This window comes from uncultured Shewanella sp., from assembly GCF_947497935.1.
Lineage (GTDB): Bacteria > Pseudomonadota > Gammaproteobacteria > Enterobacterales > Shewanellaceae > Shewanella.
Genome location: NZ_CANMIO010000018.1, coordinates 70,868 through 92,663 on the forward strand (window position 1 = coordinate 70,868; position 21,796 = coordinate 92,663).

General features: G+C 44.5%; 16 protein-coding genes and 1 rRNA gene. 4 read left to right on the forward strand and 13 right to left on the reverse strand.

The annotated features are described in order from the left end of the window. Positions 1 to 2: 2 nt before the first annotated feature. From aroK to Q1A86_RS17245, 6 genes are all read right to left on the reverse strand, one after another. Entirely contained in the window at positions 3 to 518 is a 516-nt protein-coding gene (gene aroK, locus Q1A86_RS17220; protein WP_220765035.1) for a shikimate kinase AroK, read from the reverse strand. A gap of 214 nt (positions 519 to 732) precedes the next feature. Further along, a complete protein-coding gene (locus Q1A86_RS17225; protein WP_299809222.1) occupies positions 733 to 2,784 on the reverse strand; it encodes a type IV pilus secretin PilQ in 2,052 nt (683 codons plus the stop codon). Positions 2,785 to 2,805: 21 nt separating this feature from the next. After that, positions 2,806 to 3,321, reverse strand: a complete 516-nt coding sequence (locus Q1A86_RS17230; RefSeq protein WP_299809328.1) for a pilus assembly protein PilP — start codon at positions 3,319 to 3,321, stop codon at positions 2,806 to 2,808. Next, positions 3,321 to 3,941 (reverse strand): type 4a pilus biogenesis protein PilO, encoded by a 621-nt coding sequence (locus Q1A86_RS17235; RefSeq protein ID WP_299809225.1) that lies wholly within the window; start codon positions 3,939 to 3,941, stop codon positions 3,321 to 3,323. The genes Q1A86_RS17230 and Q1A86_RS17235 overlap by 1 nt, the downstream gene beginning before the upstream one ends. After that, positions 3,938 to 4,519, reverse strand: coding sequence for a PilN domain-containing protein (locus tag Q1A86_RS17240; RefSeq protein ID WP_299809228.1), 582 nt, complete (start codon positions 4,517 to 4,519; stop codon positions 3,938 to 3,940). Before Q1A86_RS17240 ends, Q1A86_RS17235 begins: the two co-directional genes overlap by 4 nt. After that, positions 4,507 to 5,586: a pilus assembly protein PilM gene (locus tag Q1A86_RS17245; RefSeq protein WP_299809231.1), complete on the reverse strand. Its 1,080-nt coding sequence runs from the start codon at positions 5,584 to 5,586 to the stop codon at positions 4,507 to 4,509. Before Q1A86_RS17245 ends, Q1A86_RS17240 begins: the two co-directional genes overlap by 13 nt. A 434-nt stretch (positions 5,587 to 6,020) precedes the next feature. Between Q1A86_RS17245 and Q1A86_RS17250 the strand changes: the two genes are divergently transcribed. Beyond that, a complete protein-coding gene (locus tag Q1A86_RS17250; protein ID WP_299809234.1) occupies positions 6,021 to 8,570 on the forward strand; it encodes a penicillin-binding protein 1A in 2,550 nt (849 codons plus the stop codon). Positions 8,571 to 8,662: 92 nt separating this feature from the next. On the opposite strand, the gene argH is transcribed toward Q1A86_RS17250, so the two are convergent. From argH to argC, 5 genes are all read right to left on the reverse strand, one after another. Next, positions 8,663 to 10,030: an argininosuccinate lyase gene (gene argH, locus Q1A86_RS17255; protein WP_299809244.1), complete on the reverse strand. Its 1,368-nt coding sequence runs from the start codon at positions 10,028 to 10,030 to the stop codon at positions 8,663 to 8,665. Between the two features lie 110 nt (positions 10,031 to 10,140). Continuing rightward, entirely contained in the window at positions 10,141 to 11,379 is a 1,239-nt protein-coding gene (locus Q1A86_RS17260; RefSeq protein WP_299809294.1) for an argininosuccinate synthase, read from the reverse strand. A 62-nt stretch (positions 11,380 to 11,441) separates the two neighbouring features. Beyond that, positions 11,442 to 12,347 (reverse strand): ornithine carbamoyltransferase, encoded by a 906-nt coding sequence (locus Q1A86_RS17265; protein ID WP_299809297.1) that lies wholly within the window; start codon positions 12,345 to 12,347, stop codon positions 11,442 to 11,444. A gap of 12 nt (positions 12,348 to 12,359) precedes the next feature. Further along, complete coding sequence (gene argB, locus Q1A86_RS17270) at positions 12,360 to 13,163, reverse strand: acetylglutamate kinase (protein ID WP_299809299.1); 804 nt, start codon at positions 13,161 to 13,163, stop codon at positions 12,360 to 12,362. A gap of 27 nt (positions 13,164 to 13,190) precedes the next feature. Next, positions 13,191 to 14,171: an N-acetyl-gamma-glutamyl-phosphate reductase gene (gene argC, locus Q1A86_RS17275; protein ID WP_299809302.1), complete on the reverse strand. Its 981-nt coding sequence runs from the start codon at positions 14,169 to 14,171 to the stop codon at positions 13,191 to 13,193. Between the two features lie 276 nt (positions 14,172 to 14,447). Between argC and argE the strand changes: the two genes are divergently transcribed. From argE to Q1A86_RS17290, 3 genes are all read left to right on the forward strand, one after another. Further along, entirely contained in the window at positions 14,448 to 15,599 is a 1,152-nt protein-coding gene (gene argE / locus Q1A86_RS17280; RefSeq protein ID WP_299809304.1) for an acetylornithine deacetylase, read from the forward strand. 167 nt (positions 15,600 to 15,766) lie between these two features. After that, positions 15,767 to 18,403 (forward strand): phosphoenolpyruvate carboxylase, encoded by a 2,637-nt coding sequence (gene ppc, locus Q1A86_RS17285; RefSeq protein ID WP_299809307.1) that lies wholly within the window; start codon positions 15,767 to 15,769, stop codon positions 18,401 to 18,403. Beyond that, entirely contained in the window at positions 18,403 to 18,945 is a 543-nt protein-coding gene (locus Q1A86_RS17290; RefSeq protein WP_299809310.1) for a DUF1439 domain-containing protein, read from the forward strand. The genes ppc and Q1A86_RS17290 overlap by 1 nt, the downstream gene beginning before the upstream one ends. 90 nt (positions 18,946 to 19,035) lie before the next feature. Here Q1A86_RS17290 and Q1A86_RS17295 read toward each other — a convergent pair whose 3' ends face one another. Beyond that, a complete protein-coding gene (locus tag Q1A86_RS17295) occupies positions 19,036 to 20,310 on the reverse strand; it encodes a CinA family nicotinamide mononucleotide deamidase-related protein (RefSeq protein ID WP_299809313.1) in 1,275 nt (424 codons plus the stop codon). A 1,190-nt stretch (positions 20,311 to 21,500) separates the two neighbouring features. After that, positions 21,501 to 21,616 (reverse strand): 5S ribosomal RNA (rrf, locus tag Q1A86_RS17300). Positions 21,617 to 21,796: the final 180 nt, after the last annotated feature.

Here is a 21,796-nt window from a genome sequence, read left to right on the forward strand (position 1 = left end):
TCTTAAAAACCTAACTGTTCGATAATTTGATTTGCAACAACTTTGGCACTTTGCTCGTCAGTCTTAACGATGACGTCAGCAATCTCTTCATAAAGAGGATTACGCACCTCGGCTAGACTCTCTAGCACTTCTCTTGGGTCATCAACTTGAAGAAGTGGACGACGCTTATCTCTTTGCGTACGTGCGACTTGCTTGTCGATAGTGGTTTCTAGGTAAACAACGATACCGCGTGCAGATAGATTATTACGGATCTCTTTGCTTTGAATCGAACCACCGCCTGTAGCTAGGACAATGCCTTGCTTTTCAGTCAGATCGGCGACAACCTGTGTTTCACGGTTGCGGAAACCCTCTTCACCTTCAACATCAAAAACCCAAGCGATATCAGCACCTGTGCGGCTTTCAATTTCTTGATCTGAATCGTGGAACTCTAAGTGCAGCATCTGTGCCAGATGACGGCCTATAGTGCTTTTACCAGCCCCCATAGGGCCTACTAGGAAAATATTACGTTTCTCGGCCATTTGATTTATACGTCTGAATCTTATTTAAGTTTGCCAACGTCAACTCAAATTAACAGAGTTGACCTTTAATCTTACCTTGCTCTATTGAGACTTGACCGCAGATTATCTCAGCTAAGTGCCATCTATGGCAAGCGTGGAATGCATTTCTATCAAAAATGTATCGACCAAACTGACAAAGCCAGCGAATTACGCTGGCTTTGTATGCCTAAATAATTTATAGCGCTTCCGAGACTATCTTAGGCGTAACAAAAATCAGTAACTCCTGTCGCTCATTTTTATCAGAGGTATTTCTGAACATGAAGCCTAAGTAAGGAATATCTCCCAGAATAGGAACTTTACTTACTCGGCTGATAAGTTGTTGCTGGTAAATACCACCCAGTACAATCGTCTCGCCGTGGTCCACCAGCACTTGTGTGCCAATGCGTTGTGTATCGATTGATACAGCTTGTCCTGTTGGCGTATCAACCGTTTGACCTTGCGAGTCTTGGGTAATTTCAAGATCTAAGATTACCCGATTATCTGGCGTGATTTGAGGGGTCACGCGTAGCGATAATACTGCCTTTTTAAAGGTTACCGTTGTTGCACCGCTGGAACTTGCCTCAACATAGGGGATCTCGACACCTTGTTCGATGAAAGCGGCCTTCTGGTTAGAGGTTGTGATACGCGGGCTCGCGATAATCTCACCCTTATTCTCTTGCTCTAAAGCACTTAATTCAAGGTCTAGCACTGTACCATCGGCAAGCTTAGCCACGTGAAATGCAATACTTGTAGGATTTGCTACAGCTGCAGGAAGGTTGACGTTTAAGCGATCATCTAAACTTGGCACCGTGCCATTGGCAATATCACCCGCACCTTCAAGGCTACCTGAAGTGCCTTTGTTTCCCTGCTGATCGGTCACGCCCCAACGCACACCAAGATCTTCTGAAACATTGTCCTTTACTGTCACCATTCGCGCTTCAATCAAAACCTGTTTGATTGGAATATCTAGCACTTCAATTAGGCGGTGAATATTTTCTAATGTCTCTTCAGTATCTTTAACTAACAGGGTATTAGTACGCTCATCGACTGCCACACTACCTCGACTGGTTAGCAAGCTAGAGTCTTCACCCTTTAGCAAGCCTGCAATATCGACTGCTTTAGCGTAGTTAATCTGTAAATATTCAGAGTAGAGTGGGGCGAGTTCCTTCACTTCCTGCATATTCTTTAGCTCTTGGCTTTCACGAATAGCGATCTCTTCGATAGGGGCAACCATTAAGATATTACCTTCAATGCGCTTATCTAGGCCTTTTGCTTGAAGAATAAGATCTAATGCCTGATCCCATGGCACATCATCGAGTCTTAGAGTGATATCGCCTTCAACGGTATCGCTGGTGACTAAGTTGAAGTTATTGTAATCAGCAATAATCTGCAGCACGGTTCTAACCGAAATATTCTGGAAGTTTAATGACAGTGAACGCCCATCATATTTTTTCTCTTCCTTAACAATATTCATTCGCTCGGTTTTCTTCATACTTAACTTGAACAAACTACCCTCTTGCTTGTAGTTATATTCATAGTTACCGTCTATATCGATAAGAAAGCGGGCGGTTAAGTCTTCTTTGAAAGTTTCAAAACTTTTAACTGGTGTCGCAAAATCATATACATCCATCACGTATAGGAAATCACTATTAATATCTGTGTTATAAAGCTTTAGCTCGAGCTTGGCACCAACCTGCTCAACATTTGCAGCCACAGAGCTATTATTGAGTTTTACAAGTAACTCGCCACCACCATCTTTAGTGCGACGAAAATCAATATTCTCAATACTATTAACAAAAGGGTTTTCACCTGTAGTTCCCTGGCTGGCAACCTCATCATTAATAGTTAAACGATAGGTATTTCCCACCACTTTACCCTGGTAAGGCTTCACCTTATCTAAGCCAACAAACACTTGTAAGTTATTACCATTTGGTACCGTACTTACGGTTTCTACACCAACGGTTTTAATCGGCAAGGTTTGCTTTTCTAATGCTGAAATACTGTCATCAAATCCTAGAATAATCTGCGCAGGAGAGGCGTTTAAATCGATTTCAGGCTCTTTAATATCATTTTCAAAGATCAACTGTAGTTCGAGTTGATGATCCACTACGGCGTGGTATTTGACATCAATGAGTCGATTCGCGGCATATGAATGCTGAGTCATGCCTACGATTAATGCGAAACCAATAATGGCCTTAAAATAAGGCAGTACCTTAAAGCTGGCTTTTGGCGTGGTTAAAGATCTCATTATTCCCTCAGTCATCTCTTATTATTCTCCCGTTAATTCCATGCTACTGTTGCGCTCAGTCCAGCAGCCTGCTCCATCTGGGATTAATTCTATTATTTCGACAGTTTGCGGTGTTACTTTAGCTATTTTGCCGTGATAAAGGCCCAAATATTGGCCTACACCTAAACGGTAAACACTGCCATCAGTGGTCTCAAGTAGAGCCCAAATATCATCTTGCTCGCTCAAGGTGCCTCGCATACGAAGATTATCTAATGCATAGGTTTCCAATCGACCTTTACGGCGCTTTAAATCAGGCTGTAAGCAATCTTTGGTGGTATCGATAATCTCTTCAGTTAATTCTCTTGAAGGTGGCACATAGGGACTTCTCATTAAATCTGCTTGATAAGCAAAGTGCTCAAACTTTGGCGTTTCCTTTAATGGCGGAATATGAGCAACATGCTGAGCCTTAGTTGTAGTAACAAACAACTCCAGATCGCTTTTATCCCCAATACAGCCTGTAAGTAAAACACTTAGCATTAAAAGTGGTAGCAGTTTCATCATTTTGCCGCCCCCTTCTTACCTTTTGCTGGTAATTCTGCACCCTCTTTAAATCGGTAGGTTTTAGCCAGAATATCCATCCCTAGCTCACCAGAATCATTTCGCTTAATAACAAAATCATGCAAGCTAACAATTCGAGGTAGCTGAGCAACGCCTCCAACTAGGTGACCTAATTCGTGGTAATCACCGCTAACCACTATTTTGATAGGAAATTCGATATAGAAATCACGTGCGATTTCCGACTCCCAGTCTAGGCTCTTAATATTTAATCCTGAATCAGTTGCCACAAAGGTAATGTCATCCAGTAATCCTGGCATTTCATTTTTTGAAGGCAGCATTTTAAGTAGCTCAGCAAACTGCACTTCCATAATCGCGAGTTGTTCACGATAGAGTTTCAAGTTTGCGGCCAGCTGATACTTAGATTTAAAGTCTGTTTTTAATTGTTGCTCTTTATTCTGCTCAGCACTAAGTGAGTCAAGAGCGTCTGAAATGAATAGAAAATAACTACCAACAAACACACACACGGCCAGTACGGCAGCAAATACAATTTTTACCAGTTGCGGCCAAGCGCCAATATTTTCAAAATCAATATCTTTGAATTGATCTAAGTCTAAGTTCATTTACTCGCTCCCTGCACTGTGCTTGCAGATAGCAGTTCACTATTAACTATGGTCACTCTTAATGTGAAACGCTGTAACTGTCTTAATTCTTCATTTTGAGCGACTATCGATTGCATATTAGGATCTTGCAACCAAGCCGATGCTTCAATTTTTCGCATCATATTAGCGACATTATTATTTGACTCACTGCGCCCTTCAATCCACAGCATACTGCCTTTCTTTTCGATGCTAGACAGGTAGATCCCAGGTGGAACGACACGTACCAATTCGTCTAACACATGGGTCGGTAAGTTTCTCGACTGCTGTAGGCCCAAAATAATTTCGGTGCGTCTCTCGATATCTTTCTTGCGGGTACGGATCTTTGTGATTTCAGAAATTTGCGCCTCAAGAAGCTGAATTTCAGACTGCAGGTAAGCGTTACGACTTTTCTGTTCATCGATAAACATATCGATTGTCATCAACGACAAATAAACCACTAAACCAGAAACTAAAAATACCAAGGCTAAAATGCCAGTGTAATCTCGCTTCTGTTTTTCTCTCGCTTCTTCGCGCCAAGGTAATAAGTTTATGTTCGCCATTCTGAATAGCTCCTTAGGGCTAAGCCACAGGCCAACATATACTTACTAATTTGAGGCTGTAGATGGCTCTTTATCGCCTCATCGGCATGTAGGCAGCCTTGGAATGGGTCGGCAATAATCGTATGCACACCTAACTCATTAACCATTAGCTCAGCCATACCTTCAAGCTTCGATGTACCACCACATAGGACAATATGGTCAACTTTATCTCGACCGCTAGAAGTGCAGTAAATTTGTAATGTGCGTTTAATTTGTTGCAATAACTGTGTCTGGAATGGCGACAAGACTTCAAATACATAGTTGCGCGGTAATTCACCTTCAAGCTTAGCTTTTTCAGCCTGCTCATAGGTCATTCCATAGAAAGATAAGATTGATTGGGTAAACTGCTCGCCACCAAAGGCTTGCTCACGGACAAATGTGGTTTCTCCGTCCTCGACGACTGAGAACGTGGTGATGTTGGCACCAATATCTACCAGCGCCACCACTTTGTCGCTAACATCATCTGGCAGTTGACCCGCTATCATGTCAAAAGAGCGACCTAACGCATAGCCTTCGACATCAACCACTTTAGCTTCTAGATTCACCGCATCGAGCGAGTCACTTAAACTATCGATATTTTCAGAACGACAAGCGCTTAATAGCACATCGACTTTAGTGGGATCGCTACGATTCGCACTTAAGGTTTCGAAATCAATATTCACTTCATCGAGGGAATAGGGAATAAGGTTATCGGCTTCAATTTCAATTTGAGCCTCCATCTCTTCTTCACTTAATGCCGAATCCATAAAAATAACTTTGGTCATGACCGCGGAACCAGAAACAGCAACGGCGGCATATTTAGTCGACTTAGGTAAAACACGTTTTATTTGTTTTAAGGCATCGACAACGGCGTCACTATCACGGATCTCATGATCATTTACGGCTCCTTTTTTCAAAGGAACGGCTGCATGGCTTAATATTTTGTACCCGTCAGCAGTCTTGCTCAGCAGTATAGCTTTTACTTCATGGGATCCCACATCTATCCCAACCATCTGCGGGGCTTGACGCTTCCAAAAATTAGAAAGCATAGTCCAAAGTCACTTTTATAGTTATTGTATCCAAAGTAGATTAGCACAAAATCAACTCGTTATAGCTATTTGTACAAAATGTTTCTCAACTTTACAATTGCTATTTTTTTGACGCCAAACACTCACTTATACGCAACTCTGACACAAGCACCACCGACATAGGTTACATTTCCAACATAATTACCACTTTATTCTTCATTGCAGCGATATAAACCAGAAAAACCTTTAACCTTGGTCATAAAAACTGAATCCGTTACTCATAAATGTTTAGGTGATTTTTTACGTTAATTCATTTTTCAATTAATTTTCTTTAAAAAAAACATTCAAATTAAGTTATCAAGAAAAAAGCTCAGCCTAATCTGGTAACAAGACTTCACCATTTCCACCTTGGCTTATATACTGTTGTTCTTATTTTTAGTTCTTGGAATATTGCGGTGAAGTGGTTTAAACGACTTTTAATAGCTTTCTTTAGCCTTGGCTTACTTGGCATCGGAGCGATAGCGGCAGCTTATTTTTATGTGCTGCCGGATCTCCCAGATGTTACAACGTTAAAGACGGTAAAATTACAAACACCACTTCGTATTTATAGTAGTGATGGCAAGCTGATCTCTCAATTTGGTGAAAAGCGCCGTATCCCACTTAAGCTAGAAGAGGTACCTAAGCCTCTCCTACAAGCTTTTATCGCTACCGAAGATGCACGTTTCTACGAACACAAGGGTATCGACCCAATTGGTATTTTACGTGCCGCATCAGTGATGCTGACAACAGGTCAAAAGAAGCAAGGTGCAAGTACTATCACCATGCAAGTAGCACGTAACTTCTTTTTGACTCGTGATAAGACCATCATACGTAAAGTAAAAGAGATCTTTATCTCGATTCATATCGAACAACTGCTCACCAAAGATGAAATTCTAGAGCTCTACGTAAACCGTATCTACCTAGGTCAACGTGCTTACGGTGTGGGTGCTGCTGCGCAGGTTTATTATGGAAAAGAAGTAAGTGAGCTGACCCTGCCAGAAATGGCTGTCATTGCCGGCTTACCTAAAGCGCCATCAACACTGAACCCGATCACTTCAAAAGCCCGCGCAAAAGCACGCCGCGACGTGGTTTTAATGCGAATGAACGAGGTTGGCTATATCAATTCTGCTGAATATCAAGCCGCTATTGCTAGCCCAATTACCGCTAAATATCACGGTGCCGTAATTGATCTGTACGCCCCGTATATTTCTGAAATGGCTCGTGATTACCTAGTTGCAAAGCTTGGAGAAGAAGAGGCCTATACAGGCGGTTACGATATCTATACCACTGTCAATTCTAAACTCCAGCTCGATGCGCAAAAAGCATTACGTAATAACGTTTACTCTTATGATGAGCGCCACGGATATCGCGGCAGAGTAAAAGAGCTATGGACAAAGACAGCGCTAGAGCCTGAAGAGATCACCGCCAAATTGAAGCAAACCGGTGCATTCCAAGGTATGTTCCCTGCGGCTGTATTGTCTGTAAATGAACAGACCGCCACAGTGATGAACGCAAAAGGTGAAACCATCGAGCTACCTTGGGATGGTATCAAGTGGGCGCGTAAATTTATCACCAACAAACGCCAAGGCAAGGCCCCAAAGCTTGCATCGGATGTGTTAAAACCTGGCGAACAAGTTTGGATCCGCAACAATGGTAACTTCTGGCAATTAAGCCAAGTACCATTGGTTGCCAGCGCCCTCGTCTCTCTAGATCCACATGACGGCGCAATCCGCACTTTAGTCGGTGGCTTCAGCTTTTACACGAGCCAATACAACCGCGTGACTCAGGCCAAGCGTCAGTTAGGTTCGAACATTAAACCTTTCATCTATAGCGCCGCGCTTGAAAAAGGCTACACCCTTGCCACCCTTATTAACAACGCGCCAATTAATAAACCTGATACACGTCAGGGCACAGCTTGGCGCCCTAAAAATTCACCGGATGTTTATGGCGGCCCAACTCGCCTCCGCGTGGGTTTAGCACAATCTATCAACGTCATGTCTGTTAGAGCCATGCGCTATGCAGGTCTGGATGCCACCATTGCAGAGTTAGTAAAGTTTGGTTTCGATCCAGCCGACTTGCCACGTAATGAATCGATTGCTTTAGGCTCTCCATCAGTAACACCACTGCAAGTGGTCACCGCGTTTTCTGTGTTTGCTAACGGTGGCTATCTAGTCGAACCGTACTTTATTGAGCGTGTACAAACGGCAAATGGCGATATCGTAGAAGAAGCTAACCCAACACTAGCCTGCAAACCTGTATTAGCTGAGCCAGCTATTAGTGATGATCCTTTTGCCGCTATGGCCAATGAGCTTCAAGCAAGCACGACACCTTTAGAAAACTTATCTGCCGTCAATGAAATCCATCAATGCGGCGATGAAGATTCACGTTTTGCGCCACAGATTATTTCGGAGCAAACGGCCTTCTTAATCACCGAAGCACTTAAGAGTGTAATTTGGGGCGGTGGTAATTGGAGTAAAGGAACTGGCTGGAACGGTACGGCATGGCGCGCCGCGCGCGTAGTAAATCGCCGTGATATTGCAGGTAAAACAGGTACAACTAACGAATCTCGTGATACTTGGTTTAGTGGTTTCAATCCTAAACTTGCTACCACAGTTTGGGTCGGTTTCGATGACCATAGCCAGGAACTCGGTCGCACAAGTTGGAACGCAAACGGCGCCAAAGATCAGATCTCTTTAGCTGAAGCCGGCGCAAAAACAGCAGGTCCAGGCTGGAATGAGTTTATGAAGGATGCCTTAGCAGGTACGCCTGAAGTACCAATGTCGCCACCAGAAGGCATCGTATCGGCACGAATCGATCTTGCCACCGGCAAGTTGACGCGTAAAACAGATTACACCAGCAAGTTTGAGTACTTTATTGCTGGTACTGAGCCTACGGAATACGTGACTGAGCAAGAAGATAATAGTGATATTTTTATTGACGAGCCAGATGAAGATCTATTCCAGTAGACCTATTCCCGTAAACCATAGTCAGAAATAATAAAAACGCGGTCACTCAATAGAGTGACCGCGTTTTTTTATACTCACTATTTTAGTGACTATCAGCTCTCTTGCTTAGTCGCCAATGCGCTGCGAACTTGAAGCAAAGAGGTTCCACCAATGGCTTCGCGCTTTGCTAAGCAAGACTCTATGGTCAAGCAATCATATACGTCAGCTTCGATTGCTGCGCTGAAGGCTTGCAACTCTATTAGAGTCAATTCCTCTAAAGGCGTTTGTTTGGCAATCGCACTCACTACGGCTTCACCTACAACATGATGCGCCTCTCTAAACGGCATCCCTTTCGCCACTAAATAATCAGCCAGTTCAGTCGAGTTAGCATAGCCTTGCTTAGCGGCGTTAAGGGTTTTCTCTCGATTCACCTGTAAGCCACTTAATACCAAGCCTGCCATTTCAAGACAAATCGACCAGCTATCCATTACATCGAACAGGCCTTCTTTGTCTTCCTGCATATCTTTATTGTACGCAAGCGGCAACGCTTTCATGGTGGTTAAAATTCCCATTAAGGCGCCGTAAACACGACCAGTCTTGCCTCTAATTAGCTCTAGAGCATCTGGGTTTTTCTTCTGTGGCATCAATGAAGAGCCAGAGGTCACTTCATCATCGAGATCGATGAAACCTGCTTCACCACTGTTAAAGAAAATTAAGTCTTCAGCCATACGACTTAAATGCATCATGCTGATAGAGGCATCACTGCAGATCTCAATCACATGATCTCTGTCAGAGACAGTATCTAAGCTATTGAGCGTCGGCGAGGCAAAACCTAAGGACTTTGCCAGCTTCACTCTATCCATAGGGTAAGCCGTTCCCGCTAATGCTCCCGTACCTAACGGACAAGTATCGGCGCGCTTAAGCGCATCTTGCAAGCGGCTAATATCACGCTCAAACATCTCAACATAAGCTAAACACCAGTGGCCAAACAATACTGGCTGAGCTCTTTGAAGGTGTGTATATCCCGGCATTACCGCGTCAAGTTCACGCTCGGCAAGCTCGATCAATGCGGCTCTTAAGTTAGTAAGTAAACCTAGTAGCTGTTCACCCTCTTTCTTACACCAAAGCTTAAGGTCGGTAGCCACCTGATCATTGCGCGAACGTCCCGTATGCAACTTTTTGCCGAGATCGCCCACTTTAGCAATCAGCGACTGCTCAACAAAACTATGAATATCCTCGGCACCTGAAGCGATTATAAGCTCAGGACTCTCTTGGGTTTCCGCGAGTAATTCATTTAACGCTTGATGTAGCTCGGTGCATTCTTGCTCGGTCAGAATACCGACTTGCGTAATCGCACTCGCCCAAGCAATTGAGCCAACAATGTCTTGCTCTATGAGCCGAAAGTCCACAGGTAATGAGTCATTGAAAAGTTTAAACAGTGCACTGCTTTCTTGGCTAAATCTGCCACCCCATAATGCCATTATGACTTCCTCTACAATCTAATAAAGTGGTGTTATCCACCTTTAACCATACGCTTTTAAAGCGCTAGCCACATATTGTTAGCGCTCACTAACTTTTAATGATTTACCGCTTACTTTTGCTGGTGCAACGCTCTGATGCGGCTTGATAGCGAGTAAAGGCGGATAAAGCCTTCAGCATCTTTTTGGTTATAAACATCATCAGCACCAAAGGTGGCAAATTCTTCTGAATACAAACTATTTGGTGAACGCTTTTTCACTATACTTGCTTGGCCTTTATAAAGCTTAACCACCACTTCACCGTTAACCAGATCTGCCAGAGGCTTAGAAGCGCCAAGCAGAGACTCACACAATGGCGTGAACCAGCGGCCGTCATAGACAAGGTGTGCCATCTGCGCGCCAACTTGCTCACGCCACTCGCGGCTAGTTCTATCAAGCACTAACTCTTCAATAGCGCGCAGTGCTGCGAACATCACTGTACCGCCAGGTGTTTCATAACAACCACGAGACTTCATGCCTACCAGTCTGTTTTCAGTAATATCGATTCTGCCCACACCATGAGCACCCGCGACTTCATTCAATACCATCAGCGCTTTATATGGTGACAAAGCCTCACCATTAACTTTAGTGATCTTGCCCTGTTCGAGTTCAAGAGCCACATATTCAGGCTGGTTAGGCGCATCTTCTGGCGCTACAGTCATGGTCCAAACCCCTTTTGAAGGCTCATTCCATGGATCTTCTAGCTCACCGCCTTCGTGAGAAATATGCCAAGCGTTCGCATCACGGCTATAGATCTTAGTTGCCGAAGCGCTAGTTGCGATGTTACGCACAGCAAGATAGTCGAGCAGATCTTCACGGCTCACCATCTCCCACTCACGCCAAGGCGCGATCACTTTTAAATCTGGCGCTAGCGCCGCAAAGCAGCCTTCAAAACGTACTTGATCATTACCCTTGCCAGTACAGCCGTGACAAACCGCATCCGCCCCCACTTTACGAGCGACTTCAACCTGCGCCTTAGCAATAATAGGTCTCGCCATCGAAGTGCCTAATAGGTAAGTACCTTCGTAAATAGCGCCTGTCGCAATAGTGGGATAGATATAATCCGCCACCAGCTCCTCTTTTAAATCGACGATGTAGCACTCTGATGCGCCAGAGGCGATGGCTTTTTCATACAAGCCTTCTAGCTCTGCATCACCTTGGCCAACATCGGCGCAAAAGGCCACAATTTCACAGTTGTTATAAGTTTCTTTTAACCAAGGAATAATCGCCGAGGTGTCTAAGCCACCGGAATACGCCAGAACGACTTTCTTTACATCTGCTTGAGTATTTATCACTGAATTTACGTTAGACATTTGTTCTTCCTACTACTTTGTTTTGTCATCAGTTCGCCTATGCAAACTAATCGTTGTTCTAATTAACTTAAAAGGGTAACGAGTACCGCATTTTGTGCGTGCATACGGTTTTCAGCTTGATGCAAGATGAGTGAGCCTTCACCATCGACTATCTCGGCAGTCACTTCGACTTCTCGGTAAGCTGGCAGGCAATGCATAAAGTGTTTAGCGCCGGCTTTTTGCATTAACTGAGCATTCACTTGATAGGGCTTAAATTTAGCTTCAATCTCTTCCATTGATGCTGAATCGCCCATGGAAATCCAGGTATCAGTGTAAATAGCATGGTGATCGCTAATCGCTTCGATGTCTGAGCTGAGAGTTAACTTACCGCCATGCTTCGCCGCGAGTTCTTGCGCCTCGCACACCACTTTACCGTCAGGGAAATGCCCTGGAGGACAGATAACCGTTAGTTGGGCCCCTAGAATCGCCGCACCAAACATCAAAGAGTGAGTCACATTGTTACCATCACCCACATAAGCCAGTTTCACCTTGCTCACGTCGCCATATTGCTCGGTTAATGTCAGAAAGTCCGCTAGACCTTGGCAAGGATGATAAAGATCCGATAGTGCGTTAATTACCGGCACTGTACCGTGCTCAGCAAGCTCTTCGATGGTCGAGTGCAAGAAGGTTCTCGCCACAATCGCGTCTGCCCAGCATGAAATATTGGCGGCAAAATCAGATACCGGTTCACGCTTACCAAGAGCACCATTTTGCTGATCTAGATATAAGCAGTGGCCACCAAGCTTATTAATACCGATATCAAAACTCACCCGAGTTCTTAGCGATGGCTTCTCAAATAGCATCACTACACTTTTGCCTTCTAAAGCATGCTTATACTCAGCAGGGTTAGTCTTAATGTTTTTTGCCAATGCCAGCAGATCAAGTAATTGCTGCTGGCTGAGATCTTTGATCGATAGTAGGTGTTTCATAAGACTTGTCTCCTAAGGTTGGATCTGTGTGCCAACGGCTTCACCCTGGCATAATGCGATTAACTGATGTGCATGACGCCAAGAGGCTATCTGTACGGCTTGCCCCATGGACTCTGCAACATCCAATGCAGCCTCCACTTTGACCTTCATTCCTTTCTCAATAACACCTATCTTGGTTAATTCATTAACCTGTTCTCTATTTAAACTATTAATTAGCTGCCCTTTACCATCGAGAACCCCTGATACGTCTGACAGTAAGACTAAAGAACCATTAACTAACTTCGCCAGTGCTGTTGCAGCTTGGTCTGCATTCACGTTGAGCATCTCACCTTGTTCACTAATGGCTATAGAGCTCACAATTGGCATCCAGCCCTTTGCTAATACATATTCCAAATAGCTGGCATCTTTTGGCTCAACTTCACCCACCAGCCCTAACAAGGGATCTTTAACCTTGGCGTTCATCATGCCTGCATCAGCTAAGCTCATACCTAAGCAAGTGACGCCCGCCTTAATGGCTGCAGCCTGAAGCGTCTTATTAGAGGTACCTGCTAATGCGCCGACGATGACAGGGATCTGCACTTCTGGCGTCACCCGTAATCCATCTAGTTTTTCAGATATCATGCCATTGGCTTTCAACTGCTCATCCACTAAGCAGCCTCCGCCATGCACCATGATAATCGGCTGGCCAGATGCAATTATCTTAGCGGCTGCCTCCATCAAACGAGCCATACCCATTTCACACTGCAGTAAAGCCCCACCGACCTTTAGCACCATAACTGGATTTTGTTCTGTGTTGTTTAGATCTGTTTGTGTCATCTCAATTCTCCACACCAGTTACTTAGCCTACTCACCAAAATGAATCTTTATGCACTGAACGGCTTGACTAGCAGCGCCCTTCATTAAGTTATCGATGGCGCTAGCCACCACTAGATATCCAGTTTGCTCGTCAAATTTCCACCCCAAATGGCAATGAGGTGTTTGTACTACATCATCTACCTTTGGAAATTGATTTTGTTTTACCGTGACAAGCTCAGCTAAGTCATAACATTGATAGGCTTGCTGAATATCACTAAGAGTTGTGCCTGGCTTCAATTTGGCCGTAATCGTAGCCAAGATCCCGCGCTTAAAGTTGCCTAGATGAGGAGTGAAGATAACTTCTTGCCCTAGTTGAGTTGCAATCTCAGGCTGGTGTCTATGAGCGAGTACGCCATAGGGAGTTAAGCTCACCTCACAAAAGCTGGTATGTAATTGAGCCTTTCTACCCGCTCCAGTCACACCGCTTACCGCATTAATCACAGGCAATACATCGGTTAACAAATGGGAGAGAGGCTTCAGAGCTGTAAGTGATGCCGTTGGATAACAGCCTGGAACGGCTATCATCTTACTCGCTGCTATTTGATCGCTATTCCACTCGGCTAGACCATATACGGCATCGGCTAGCACTTGTGGATATTCATGAGTAAAACCATACCACTTAGGATATTGTGCTACGTCGCTAAACCGGTAGGCACCACTTAAATCAAATACGGCTAAACCTTGCTGATAGAACCAAGCAGCTAGATGCAAACTCACAGCATGATCAGTTGCTAATACCACGGCGTCAGCAGTGGCCACTATGGTTTGCTTTGCGTCTTCCGAAAGTGGATTAAGGCAGAGTGAGATATGGCTATATGCCGGGTAGAGCTCAGATAATGCCTTACCTTTATCTAAGCTGTTTTCAGAAACATAAAGGCCTTGAATTAATAAATTCGCTTCGGCATTTATAAGAGAAGTGATCTGTGCGCCGGTGTACCCACTAGCGCCAATAATGGCTATATTCTTCATAGTCTATGACTTTAAAACCTTAATCTTGAAATTAGATGACACAACGAAAAAAAGATTGGGCACTACTTAAGCCCTGGTTGAACACCATGTATGACAAGATTATCGTCGCAGGAAGTGGGTATAAATAACCTTAACTATGATTAACTGAACCAGATTGAACATAAATACTCTCATTAAACAGACCATTGAAATGTGGTAGTTGCCTTAGCTGTTTGATAGACTAACACGCAGAATTAATTATGCAATATATTTGAATATATATTTAGGTATTTTTTAATGAAGACACTTCCAGAGATAAAGAGTAGCTTTAGCCAGCTTATCGCGGCGCCTTCTATTAGCGCCCTCGAAGCCGAACTAGATACCAGCAATATGGCTGTCATCGAACTATTGCATACTTGGTTTACCGATTTAGGTATGCAGTGCCAATCAGTGCCCGTTGCGAATACACGCAATAAACACAATTTAGTGGCGTCTTTTGGCCAAGGTCAGGGAGGGTTACTTCTGGCAGGACACACAGATACTGTACCTTTCGATGAAGGACGTTGGAGCCAAGATCCGTTTTTGTTAACTGAAAAAGATAACCGTTGGTACGGTTTAGGCACCTGCGACATGAAAGGCTTTTTTGCTTTAGTACTCGAAGCACTAAAAGAGTTACCGATGGACAAATTTAAACGTCCACTGCATATCTTAGCCAGTGCCGATGAAGAAACGACCATGAATGGCGCTAAAGCATTTGCTGCAGCTAAGTCGATTGCACCTGATTATGCCATTATCGGCGAGCCAACTAGCCTAAAGCCTGTGTATATGCATAAAGGACATTTAACTCAAGGGATCAGAGTTACTGGCCGTAGCGGCCACTCATCAGATCCGGCAAAAGGACTCAACGCTATCGAAGTGATGCACTTAGTGACTGGCCAACTACTAAAGCTCAAACAACACTTAACTGATAATTATCGAGAAGATGCCTTTAGCGTACCTTACCCAACCATGAATTTCGGTCATATCCACGGCGGAGATGCAGCCAACCGTATCTGTGGTTGTTGCGATCTACATATCGATCTTCGTCCAATCCCAGGGCTAGCGCTACAGGATTTAGAGTTGATGGTTGCCAACTACCTTGAACCAATATGCAGCCAATACCCTGGAAGTATTCATGTGGCGCCCTTATATCCTGGATCTGAACCTTTTGCAGATAACAAAGACGGCAGTTGGACCCAGCTTGTCGCTGAGTTGAGTGAGAGCCAACCTGAAGTGGTGAACTATGCCACAGAAGCCCCCTACATTAGCCAGTTAGGTTGCCAAACTTTAGTACTTGGCCCTGGCAGTATTGAACAAGCACATCAACCCGATGAATTTTTGGATCTTGATTATATTGAACGCACCAAAGATCTTTTGAAAAAACTGATTTATCAGGCCTGTATAAAATAAATCGCTATTTATCGTATGTTTATGGGCTAAATTGAATACTAGCTATAAGATGAAATATTTAAAAAGTGGTATAAAGCCTATTCAAGCAGGATATTTTAATCTCGGCCATTGCCTAGCTCTAAGCTGCTAGGTATTGTGATCGATTAGCTTACCGATATGGAGCACGTATGGTAGACATGTATGCCTCGCTAAGGTCTAACGTTGGAACCTTAGGGCAGATTTTAGGTGACACAATCCGAACCGATCTTGATGATTCGTTCCTAGATAAAATTGAGCAGATCCGTCATCTAGCAAAAAGCTCACGCCAAGGCGATGATGCTGCTCGTGAAGAGATGCTGACTTTACTCTCCTCTTTGAGCGATGATGAGCTAGTTCCTTTCGCTAAAGCATTTAATCAGTTTTTGAACCTTGCGAATATCGCCGAACAATTCCATACCATTAGCCGCAATTGTGATGAATTAGTTTGTGTACCAGATCCTGTAGAGCAACTACTTGGCCGCATGCTAGGTGGAAAAATAGATCAGGAGAAAGTACTCGACAGCCTCAAGACGCTAGATATAGATCTTGTCCTAACAGCGCACCCGACCGAGATCTCTCGTCGCACCTTGATTCAAAAGTATTCAGCAGTCATCGACTCACTCACAGCTCTAGAAAATACCCAACTAACAGAGCAAGAGAAAAAGCAGCATCACCTACGCCTACGTCAGTTAATTGCACAAATTTGGCATACCAATGAGATCCGTAATGAGCGCCCTACGCCAGTCGACGAAGCACGCTGGGGGCTAAGCACAATTGAAGCCTCATTATGGCAAGCAATCCCTGACTTCTTACGTCAGCTTAACCAACAGGTTGAAGAGCGTACTAATACTCAATTACCTATCGATATCGCTCCGGTCAGATTCTCAAGCTGGATGGGTGGAGATCGTGACGGTAACCCATTTGTCACTTCAACCGTTACCCAAGAAGTGCTCGATAGAAACCGCCACACTGCGGCACGCCTATACTTAAAAGACGTAGTGTTACTGGTTAACGAACTCTCGATGGAAGGCGCTAATGAAGAGCTATTAGCCTACACCAATAATAGCAGTGAGCCTTACCGCGATGTGCTTAGAGATCTGCGTAAAAAGCTGAGAACAACCATTGATTACCTCAATGCAAAACTTGAAGGTCATCAACCGGACGTTAATCCAAAAGACATTATTTGGCATGAAAGCGATCTAAAAGATCCCTTAATGATGCTTTACAAGAGCCTATGTGACCAAGGCATGAGCCTAATTGCTAACGGCTTACTACTTGATATGCTACGTCGTATCGCTTGTTTCGGTATTCATATGCTGCGACTCGATGTACGCCAAGATGCCCAGCGTCATGCCGATGTTATTGCCGAGCTGACACGCTATCTAGGCATGGGTGACTATGCTCACTGGGATGAAAGTGAAAAGCAATCATTCTTGCTGCGTGAACTTTCAAGCAAACGTCCATTAATTCCAGCCAATTGGCAAGCCTCTGCTGAGGTTGAAGAAGTCGTCAAAACTTGCAGACTTGTCGCAAGCCAACCGGCACGAGCAATGGGCTCGTATGTTATCTCAATGGCAAGCCAACCATCAGACGTATTAGCAGTACTGTTACTACTTAAAGAAACTGGCTGCCCACATCCGATCCGCGTAGTGCCGCTATTTGAAACCTTAGATGACTTAAATAATGCGTCTAACTGTATGTCAGCACTGTTTGCTATCGATTGGTATCGAGGTTACACCAAAGGTATTCAAGAGGTCATGATCGGCTATTCTGACTCGGCTAAAGACGCCGGTGTAATGGCCGCCGCTTGGGCACAGTACACAGCGCAAGAAAAGCTCGTTGCCATCAGCCAGGAAGCCAATATCAAGCTGACTTTATTCCATGGCCGCGGCGGCACAATTGGTCGCGGCGGTGGACCAGCTCACCAAGCGATTTTATCTCAGCCTCCAGGTTCTGTAGATGGTCGCATTCGAGTTACTGAACAAGGTGAAATGATCCGCTTTAAGTTCGGCCTACCAAAACTTGCCGTACAAAGCCTTGCGCTTTATACCTCAGCGGTAATGGAAGCGACATTACTGCCTCCACCAGAGCCGAAACCAGAGTGGCGTGAATGCATGGAACGCCTCGCTAGCGATTCTGTACAAGCTTATCGCGCTATGGTGCGTGAAGAACCTGATTTTGTGTCTTACTTCCGTGCAGCTACACCAGAAGTAGAATTAGGAAAACTACCACTAGGTAGCCGTCCAGCAAAACGTAGAGTAGATGGTGGTATTGAAAGTCTACGCGCGATCCCTTGGATCTTCGCTTGGTCACAAAACCGCTTAATGCTTCCTGCTTGGTTAGGTGCAGGTGAAGCACTGAAAGCCGCTAGCGAGCGAGGCGAACTGTCATTGCTCCAAGAGATGGAAAAACAATGGCCATTCTTCACAACTCGTATTTCTATGTTAGAAATGGTCTATGCTAAAGCAGAGCCTAACTTATCTAAGTTTTACGAGACTAGTTTAGTGCCGAAAGAGCTACATCACCTCGGTGTACAACTCAGAGAGCGTTTAGCTACAGGGGTTGAGGCTGTATTAGAGCTGACTCAAGCAGAAAGCCTAATGGCGCACACCCCTTGGAACCGTGAGTCTGTTGAACTGAGAAACCCTTATATTGATCCACTAAACTTCCTTCAAGCAGAGCTACTCGCAAGAACACGTCGGGAGGAGCAATCTTCTCAAAATGTTGAGCTAGCATTGATGTTAACCATCGCTGGTGTTGCCGCAGGAATGAGAAATACAGGTTAATGAAATTACTAAAAGTGGCGCTTGCTAGCGCCTTGCTGTTATTGACTGGCTGTGTCAGTCAATACAGCATCACAGAAAAAGAGCTAGAAACGTACCTTAACGATGAAATGCATTTTGAAGTAAAACAAGGCAACAAAATCTTTGGTGTTGATCTGCGCGTAAATGACATCGAGGTTACCTTAGGCGAAAAGCCAGATACCATGGCGGTATCTGCGGTTACTATCGTCAAGGTGAGAAACCCATTGATGCCGATAAACGCCAATTTAATCACGGAGTTTGAAGCAGAGCCTTGGTACGACGCAACTAACAATAGCGTTCACCTGCGTAATCTGCAATTAGTTAAAGTAGAGTCAAAACCTCAGGATATCGAAAAAGCCATTGGTTCTATTGCACCGCAGCTTATGGGGTTTTTAACTCAGTTTTTAGAAACTCAACCTGTATACGTACTCGATACCAAAGAGTCTAATCAGGCACTGATTGCCGATATGACCAAGCGCATTGAAGTGAAGCCGGGCAAACTTGTGTTGGTGTTTGAAGATTAGCTTGATAGCGTTAGCTTGTCATTAAAGCTAAAAAGGCAGGAACAAATGTTCCTGCCTTTTTGTTATTTTAAATGAGTCGTTTTGAAAGTGCTATTTTTGGAAGCGACCTATCGAACCATAATCGACGATAACGGCTTCACCTAATAACTCCCTTCTTAGCATATCGAACGCTACTGCCGTACTTAAGCTACGCACCAGATCACGAGAGCGCCTTGGAAGCTTGATCATCTGACTGTAGACTCCTCCCCTAGTCGCGAGAGCAATAGCAACCGTTCCTACAGGCTTATCATCGGTACCACCTGTTGGGCCTGCAATACCGCTTGTCGCAAGCGCAAAGTCGCTATCGAGTATTGCCCTTGCTCCGATCGCCATCTCCTCTACTGTCGCTATAGAGACCGCTCCATGATCATCTAACGTCTCAGGCTTGACTCCAAGCACTCGTACCTTAGACTCATTGCTATAGGTGACTAAACCTTGATCTAAATAAGATGAACTTCCAGAGAAATCGATCAATTGACTTGCGAGCATGCCGCCAGTGCAAGACTCGGCAACACTTAAGCTTCGACCAGAGTCGAGCATTAGAGAATGAATTTCTTCTGCTAAGCTTTTCTTTTCTTGAGCAACAATAGCATTGCCAAGCAAGAACTTTATTTGCGCTTCAATTGTATCAAGTTGAGCAATGGCAGCTTCTCCTCGAGCGAATAGTTTGATCTCTATATGGGGCATAAAAGAGCGATAACCAATGGTGATCCCACTTGGAAGATCTATCTTCTCAAGCGTGTCGGCAAGGGATGATTCCCCTTGACCTAAAGTAAGGTATTTTCTTAATGCTACATCACCTGCAATTTCAAATCGCTGCTTGATAAAAGGAATAAACTGCTCGTTGACCATCTGTTTAAATTCAAATGGTACACCTGGAGTAAAAAACAACCATGCTCGATTAAGTTTTACTGCGAAACCACAAGCTGTCCCTACAGGATTATCAATCATAATGGCAGACCCTGGCAGCAGCGCTTGCTTAAGATTGCTTAGCGCCATAACTCGACCGTTACGGGTAAACCACTCTTCTAACCTTTCTCGCCAAACTCCGCTCTCAACCAAGGCCTCCCCCTTAGCCAGTGCCATAGCTTCAGCAGAAAGGTCGTCACTTGTCGGGCCTAGACCACCATTAACCAAAATGACATCGGCCTCATGACTACGCTCTTTAAATACAGAGATCAGATCTTCTAGACGATCGCCAACGGTCACACGCCTTTGGCATTCGATACCATGCTCCATCATTGTGTTACCAAACCATGCAGCATTAGTATCGACTATCTGGCCAGCCAATATCTCTTCACCCGTACAAATCATTTCTAGCTTCATTCGACAATCCTTTACGTATCACATAGCGTGAGATCTATAGTTGAGCCATTAGCGACGTCATTGCTGCTAAACTATGAAAGCTAAGCCCCAATAGCAATAATCAATTGTGATTATTTGCACTCTCAATGTGAATAAGATTTTACGCTGCAGCGAGAAACGAAGAGCAGAAAGCAGATATAAAACATCACCGTCACTAAATCACCTATAAGAAGTTCTGAGCCTATCCCAATAAAAGCCACCTAAATAAGATGGCTTCTTCACCGTTAAATTTAGAGTGCGCCTGGAAATGAACGAATTAGTTCGCGCAGCGAACACATAGGGGCGGAAAAGCCCTGCTTTGGATGCAGCGCATTCAAGGGCTTTGAAGTGCAAGTAACTTGTTACGAAGCTGGAGGCAAGGCACACGGAAGTGCCGGATGCCAGAAACGCATGGATGCAGTTTCTGGCCAAGCTCAGCGACGGGTTGACGTAGGGGGGAGGCATTTATACCTACTTTAAGTGAAGCAGTCACCTTAACGGGTAGCTGTATTCTAGATAAGTTAGCGTTCAATATTTTACAAACGCCCAAACGCAACTCCTCTCCTATACCATCCATAGCATTCGAGGATAAGTACTTCCTGTACACAAAAGCCACCTGCTTTTATCATATAAGAGTAGGTGGCTTTTTCACTACTCTTAGCGAGTAAAATAGGCGCCTGGAAATGGCCAGCTTCGAGTAAGCTCTCCGCGTTCACCCCATGCATCAAACTTCGTTTGATAAGCACAAGGGCTTCACCCTACTCCACATGGGTATTGAGCCTCACTACGTTCGGACTTTTTACTTCCCCATGTTAGTTCGGTCACCTTTCCAGACAAAAACGAAAAAAGCCCGCTACATCGTAGCGGGCTTTCTCGCTTCTCTTTCGAGAATAAATTAGCGCCTGGAAATGACCTACTCTCACATGGGGGTGAAAGTAAGCTGTTTTGAATACGCAGTATTCAGGCTTGCATGAACGCGGAGAAGCTTGCCTTCGTAGCGGGGGAGCCCGCTCAGCGGCGGGTCGACATCGGGGTAAGCATTGCACGTACGTGCTTAAGTGGAAAACCACCTGCCCACATTGAAATTGGCTATGGAAATCAACGTTGAAAACTTATAAATACCAAACGCAAAAAAGCCACCTTATGCAGGTGGCTTTTCGACTTAAATAGGCGCCTGGAAATGACCTACTCTCACATGGGGAGACCCCACACTACCATCGGCGATACTGTGTTTCACTTCTGAGTTCGGAATGGATTCAGGTGGTGCCACAGCTCTATGGTTTCCAGACAAATTTGGTAAATTCGGAAAGCTTGAAATTCTTTATTGAGTTCACACTACATTAAGTGCTTTATTCTAATTCTGGTTTCTATAAGAAACATAGTTAACTCATAAAACCCATCAGGGTTGTATGGTTAAGCCTCACGAGTCATTAGTACAAGTTAGCTCAACGCCTCACAACGCTTACAC

Excerpts from the sequence above, each read along its gene's own strand:
- aroK (WP_220765035.1), bottom strand. The coding sequence starts at position 518 with ATGGCCGAGAAACGTAATATTTTCCTAGTAGGCCCTATGGGGGCTGGT.
- Q1A86_RS17235 (WP_299809225.1), bottom strand. The coding sequence starts at position 3,941 with ATGAACTTAGACTTAGATCAATTCAAAGATATTGATTTTGAAAATATT.
- Q1A86_RS17290 (WP_299809310.1), top strand. The coding sequence starts at position 18,403 with ATGAAATTACTAAAAGTGGCGCTTGCTAGCGCCTTGCTGTTATTGACT.
- Q1A86_RS17245 (WP_299809231.1), bottom strand. The coding sequence starts at position 5,586 with ATGCTTTCTAATTTTTGGAAGCGTCAAGCCCCGCAGATGGTTGGGATA.
- Q1A86_RS17240 (WP_299809228.1), bottom strand. The coding sequence starts at position 4,519 with ATGGCGAACATAAACTTATTACCTTGGCGCGAAGAAGCGAGAGAAAAA.
- argE (WP_299809304.1), top strand. The coding sequence starts at position 14,448 with ATGAAGACACTTCCAGAGATAAAGAGTAGCTTTAGCCAGCTTATCGCG.
- Q1A86_RS17230 (WP_299809328.1), bottom strand. The coding sequence starts at position 3,321 with ATGAAACTGCTACCACTTTTAATGCTAAGTGTTTTACTTACAGGCTGT.
- Q1A86_RS17295 (WP_299809313.1), bottom strand. The coding sequence starts at position 20,310 with ATGAAGCTAGAAATGATTTGTACGGGTGAAGAGATATTGGCTGGCCAG.
- argC (WP_299809302.1), bottom strand. The coding sequence starts at position 14,171 with ATGAAGAATATAGCCATTATTGGCGCTAGTGGGTACACCGGCGCACAG.
- argB (WP_299809299.1), bottom strand. The coding sequence starts at position 13,163 with ATGACACAAACAGATCTAAACAACACAGAACAAAATCCAGTTATGGTG.
- argH (WP_299809244.1), bottom strand. The coding sequence starts at position 10,030 with ATGGCATTATGGGGTGGCAGATTTAGCCAAGAAAGCAGTGCACTGTTT.
- Q1A86_RS17265 (WP_299809297.1), bottom strand. The coding sequence starts at position 12,347 with ATGAAACACCTACTATCGATCAAAGATCTCAGCCAGCAGCAATTACTT.
- Q1A86_RS17260 (WP_299809294.1), bottom strand. The coding sequence starts at position 11,379 with ATGTCTAACGTAAATTCAGTGATAAATACTCAAGCAGATGTAAAGAAA.
- Q1A86_RS17225 (WP_299809222.1), bottom strand. The coding sequence starts at position 2,784 with ATGAGATCTTTAACCACGCCAAAAGCCAGCTTTAAGGTACTGCCTTAT.
- ppc (WP_299809307.1), top strand. The coding sequence starts at position 15,767 with ATGGTAGACATGTATGCCTCGCTAAGGTCTAACGTTGGAACCTTAGGG.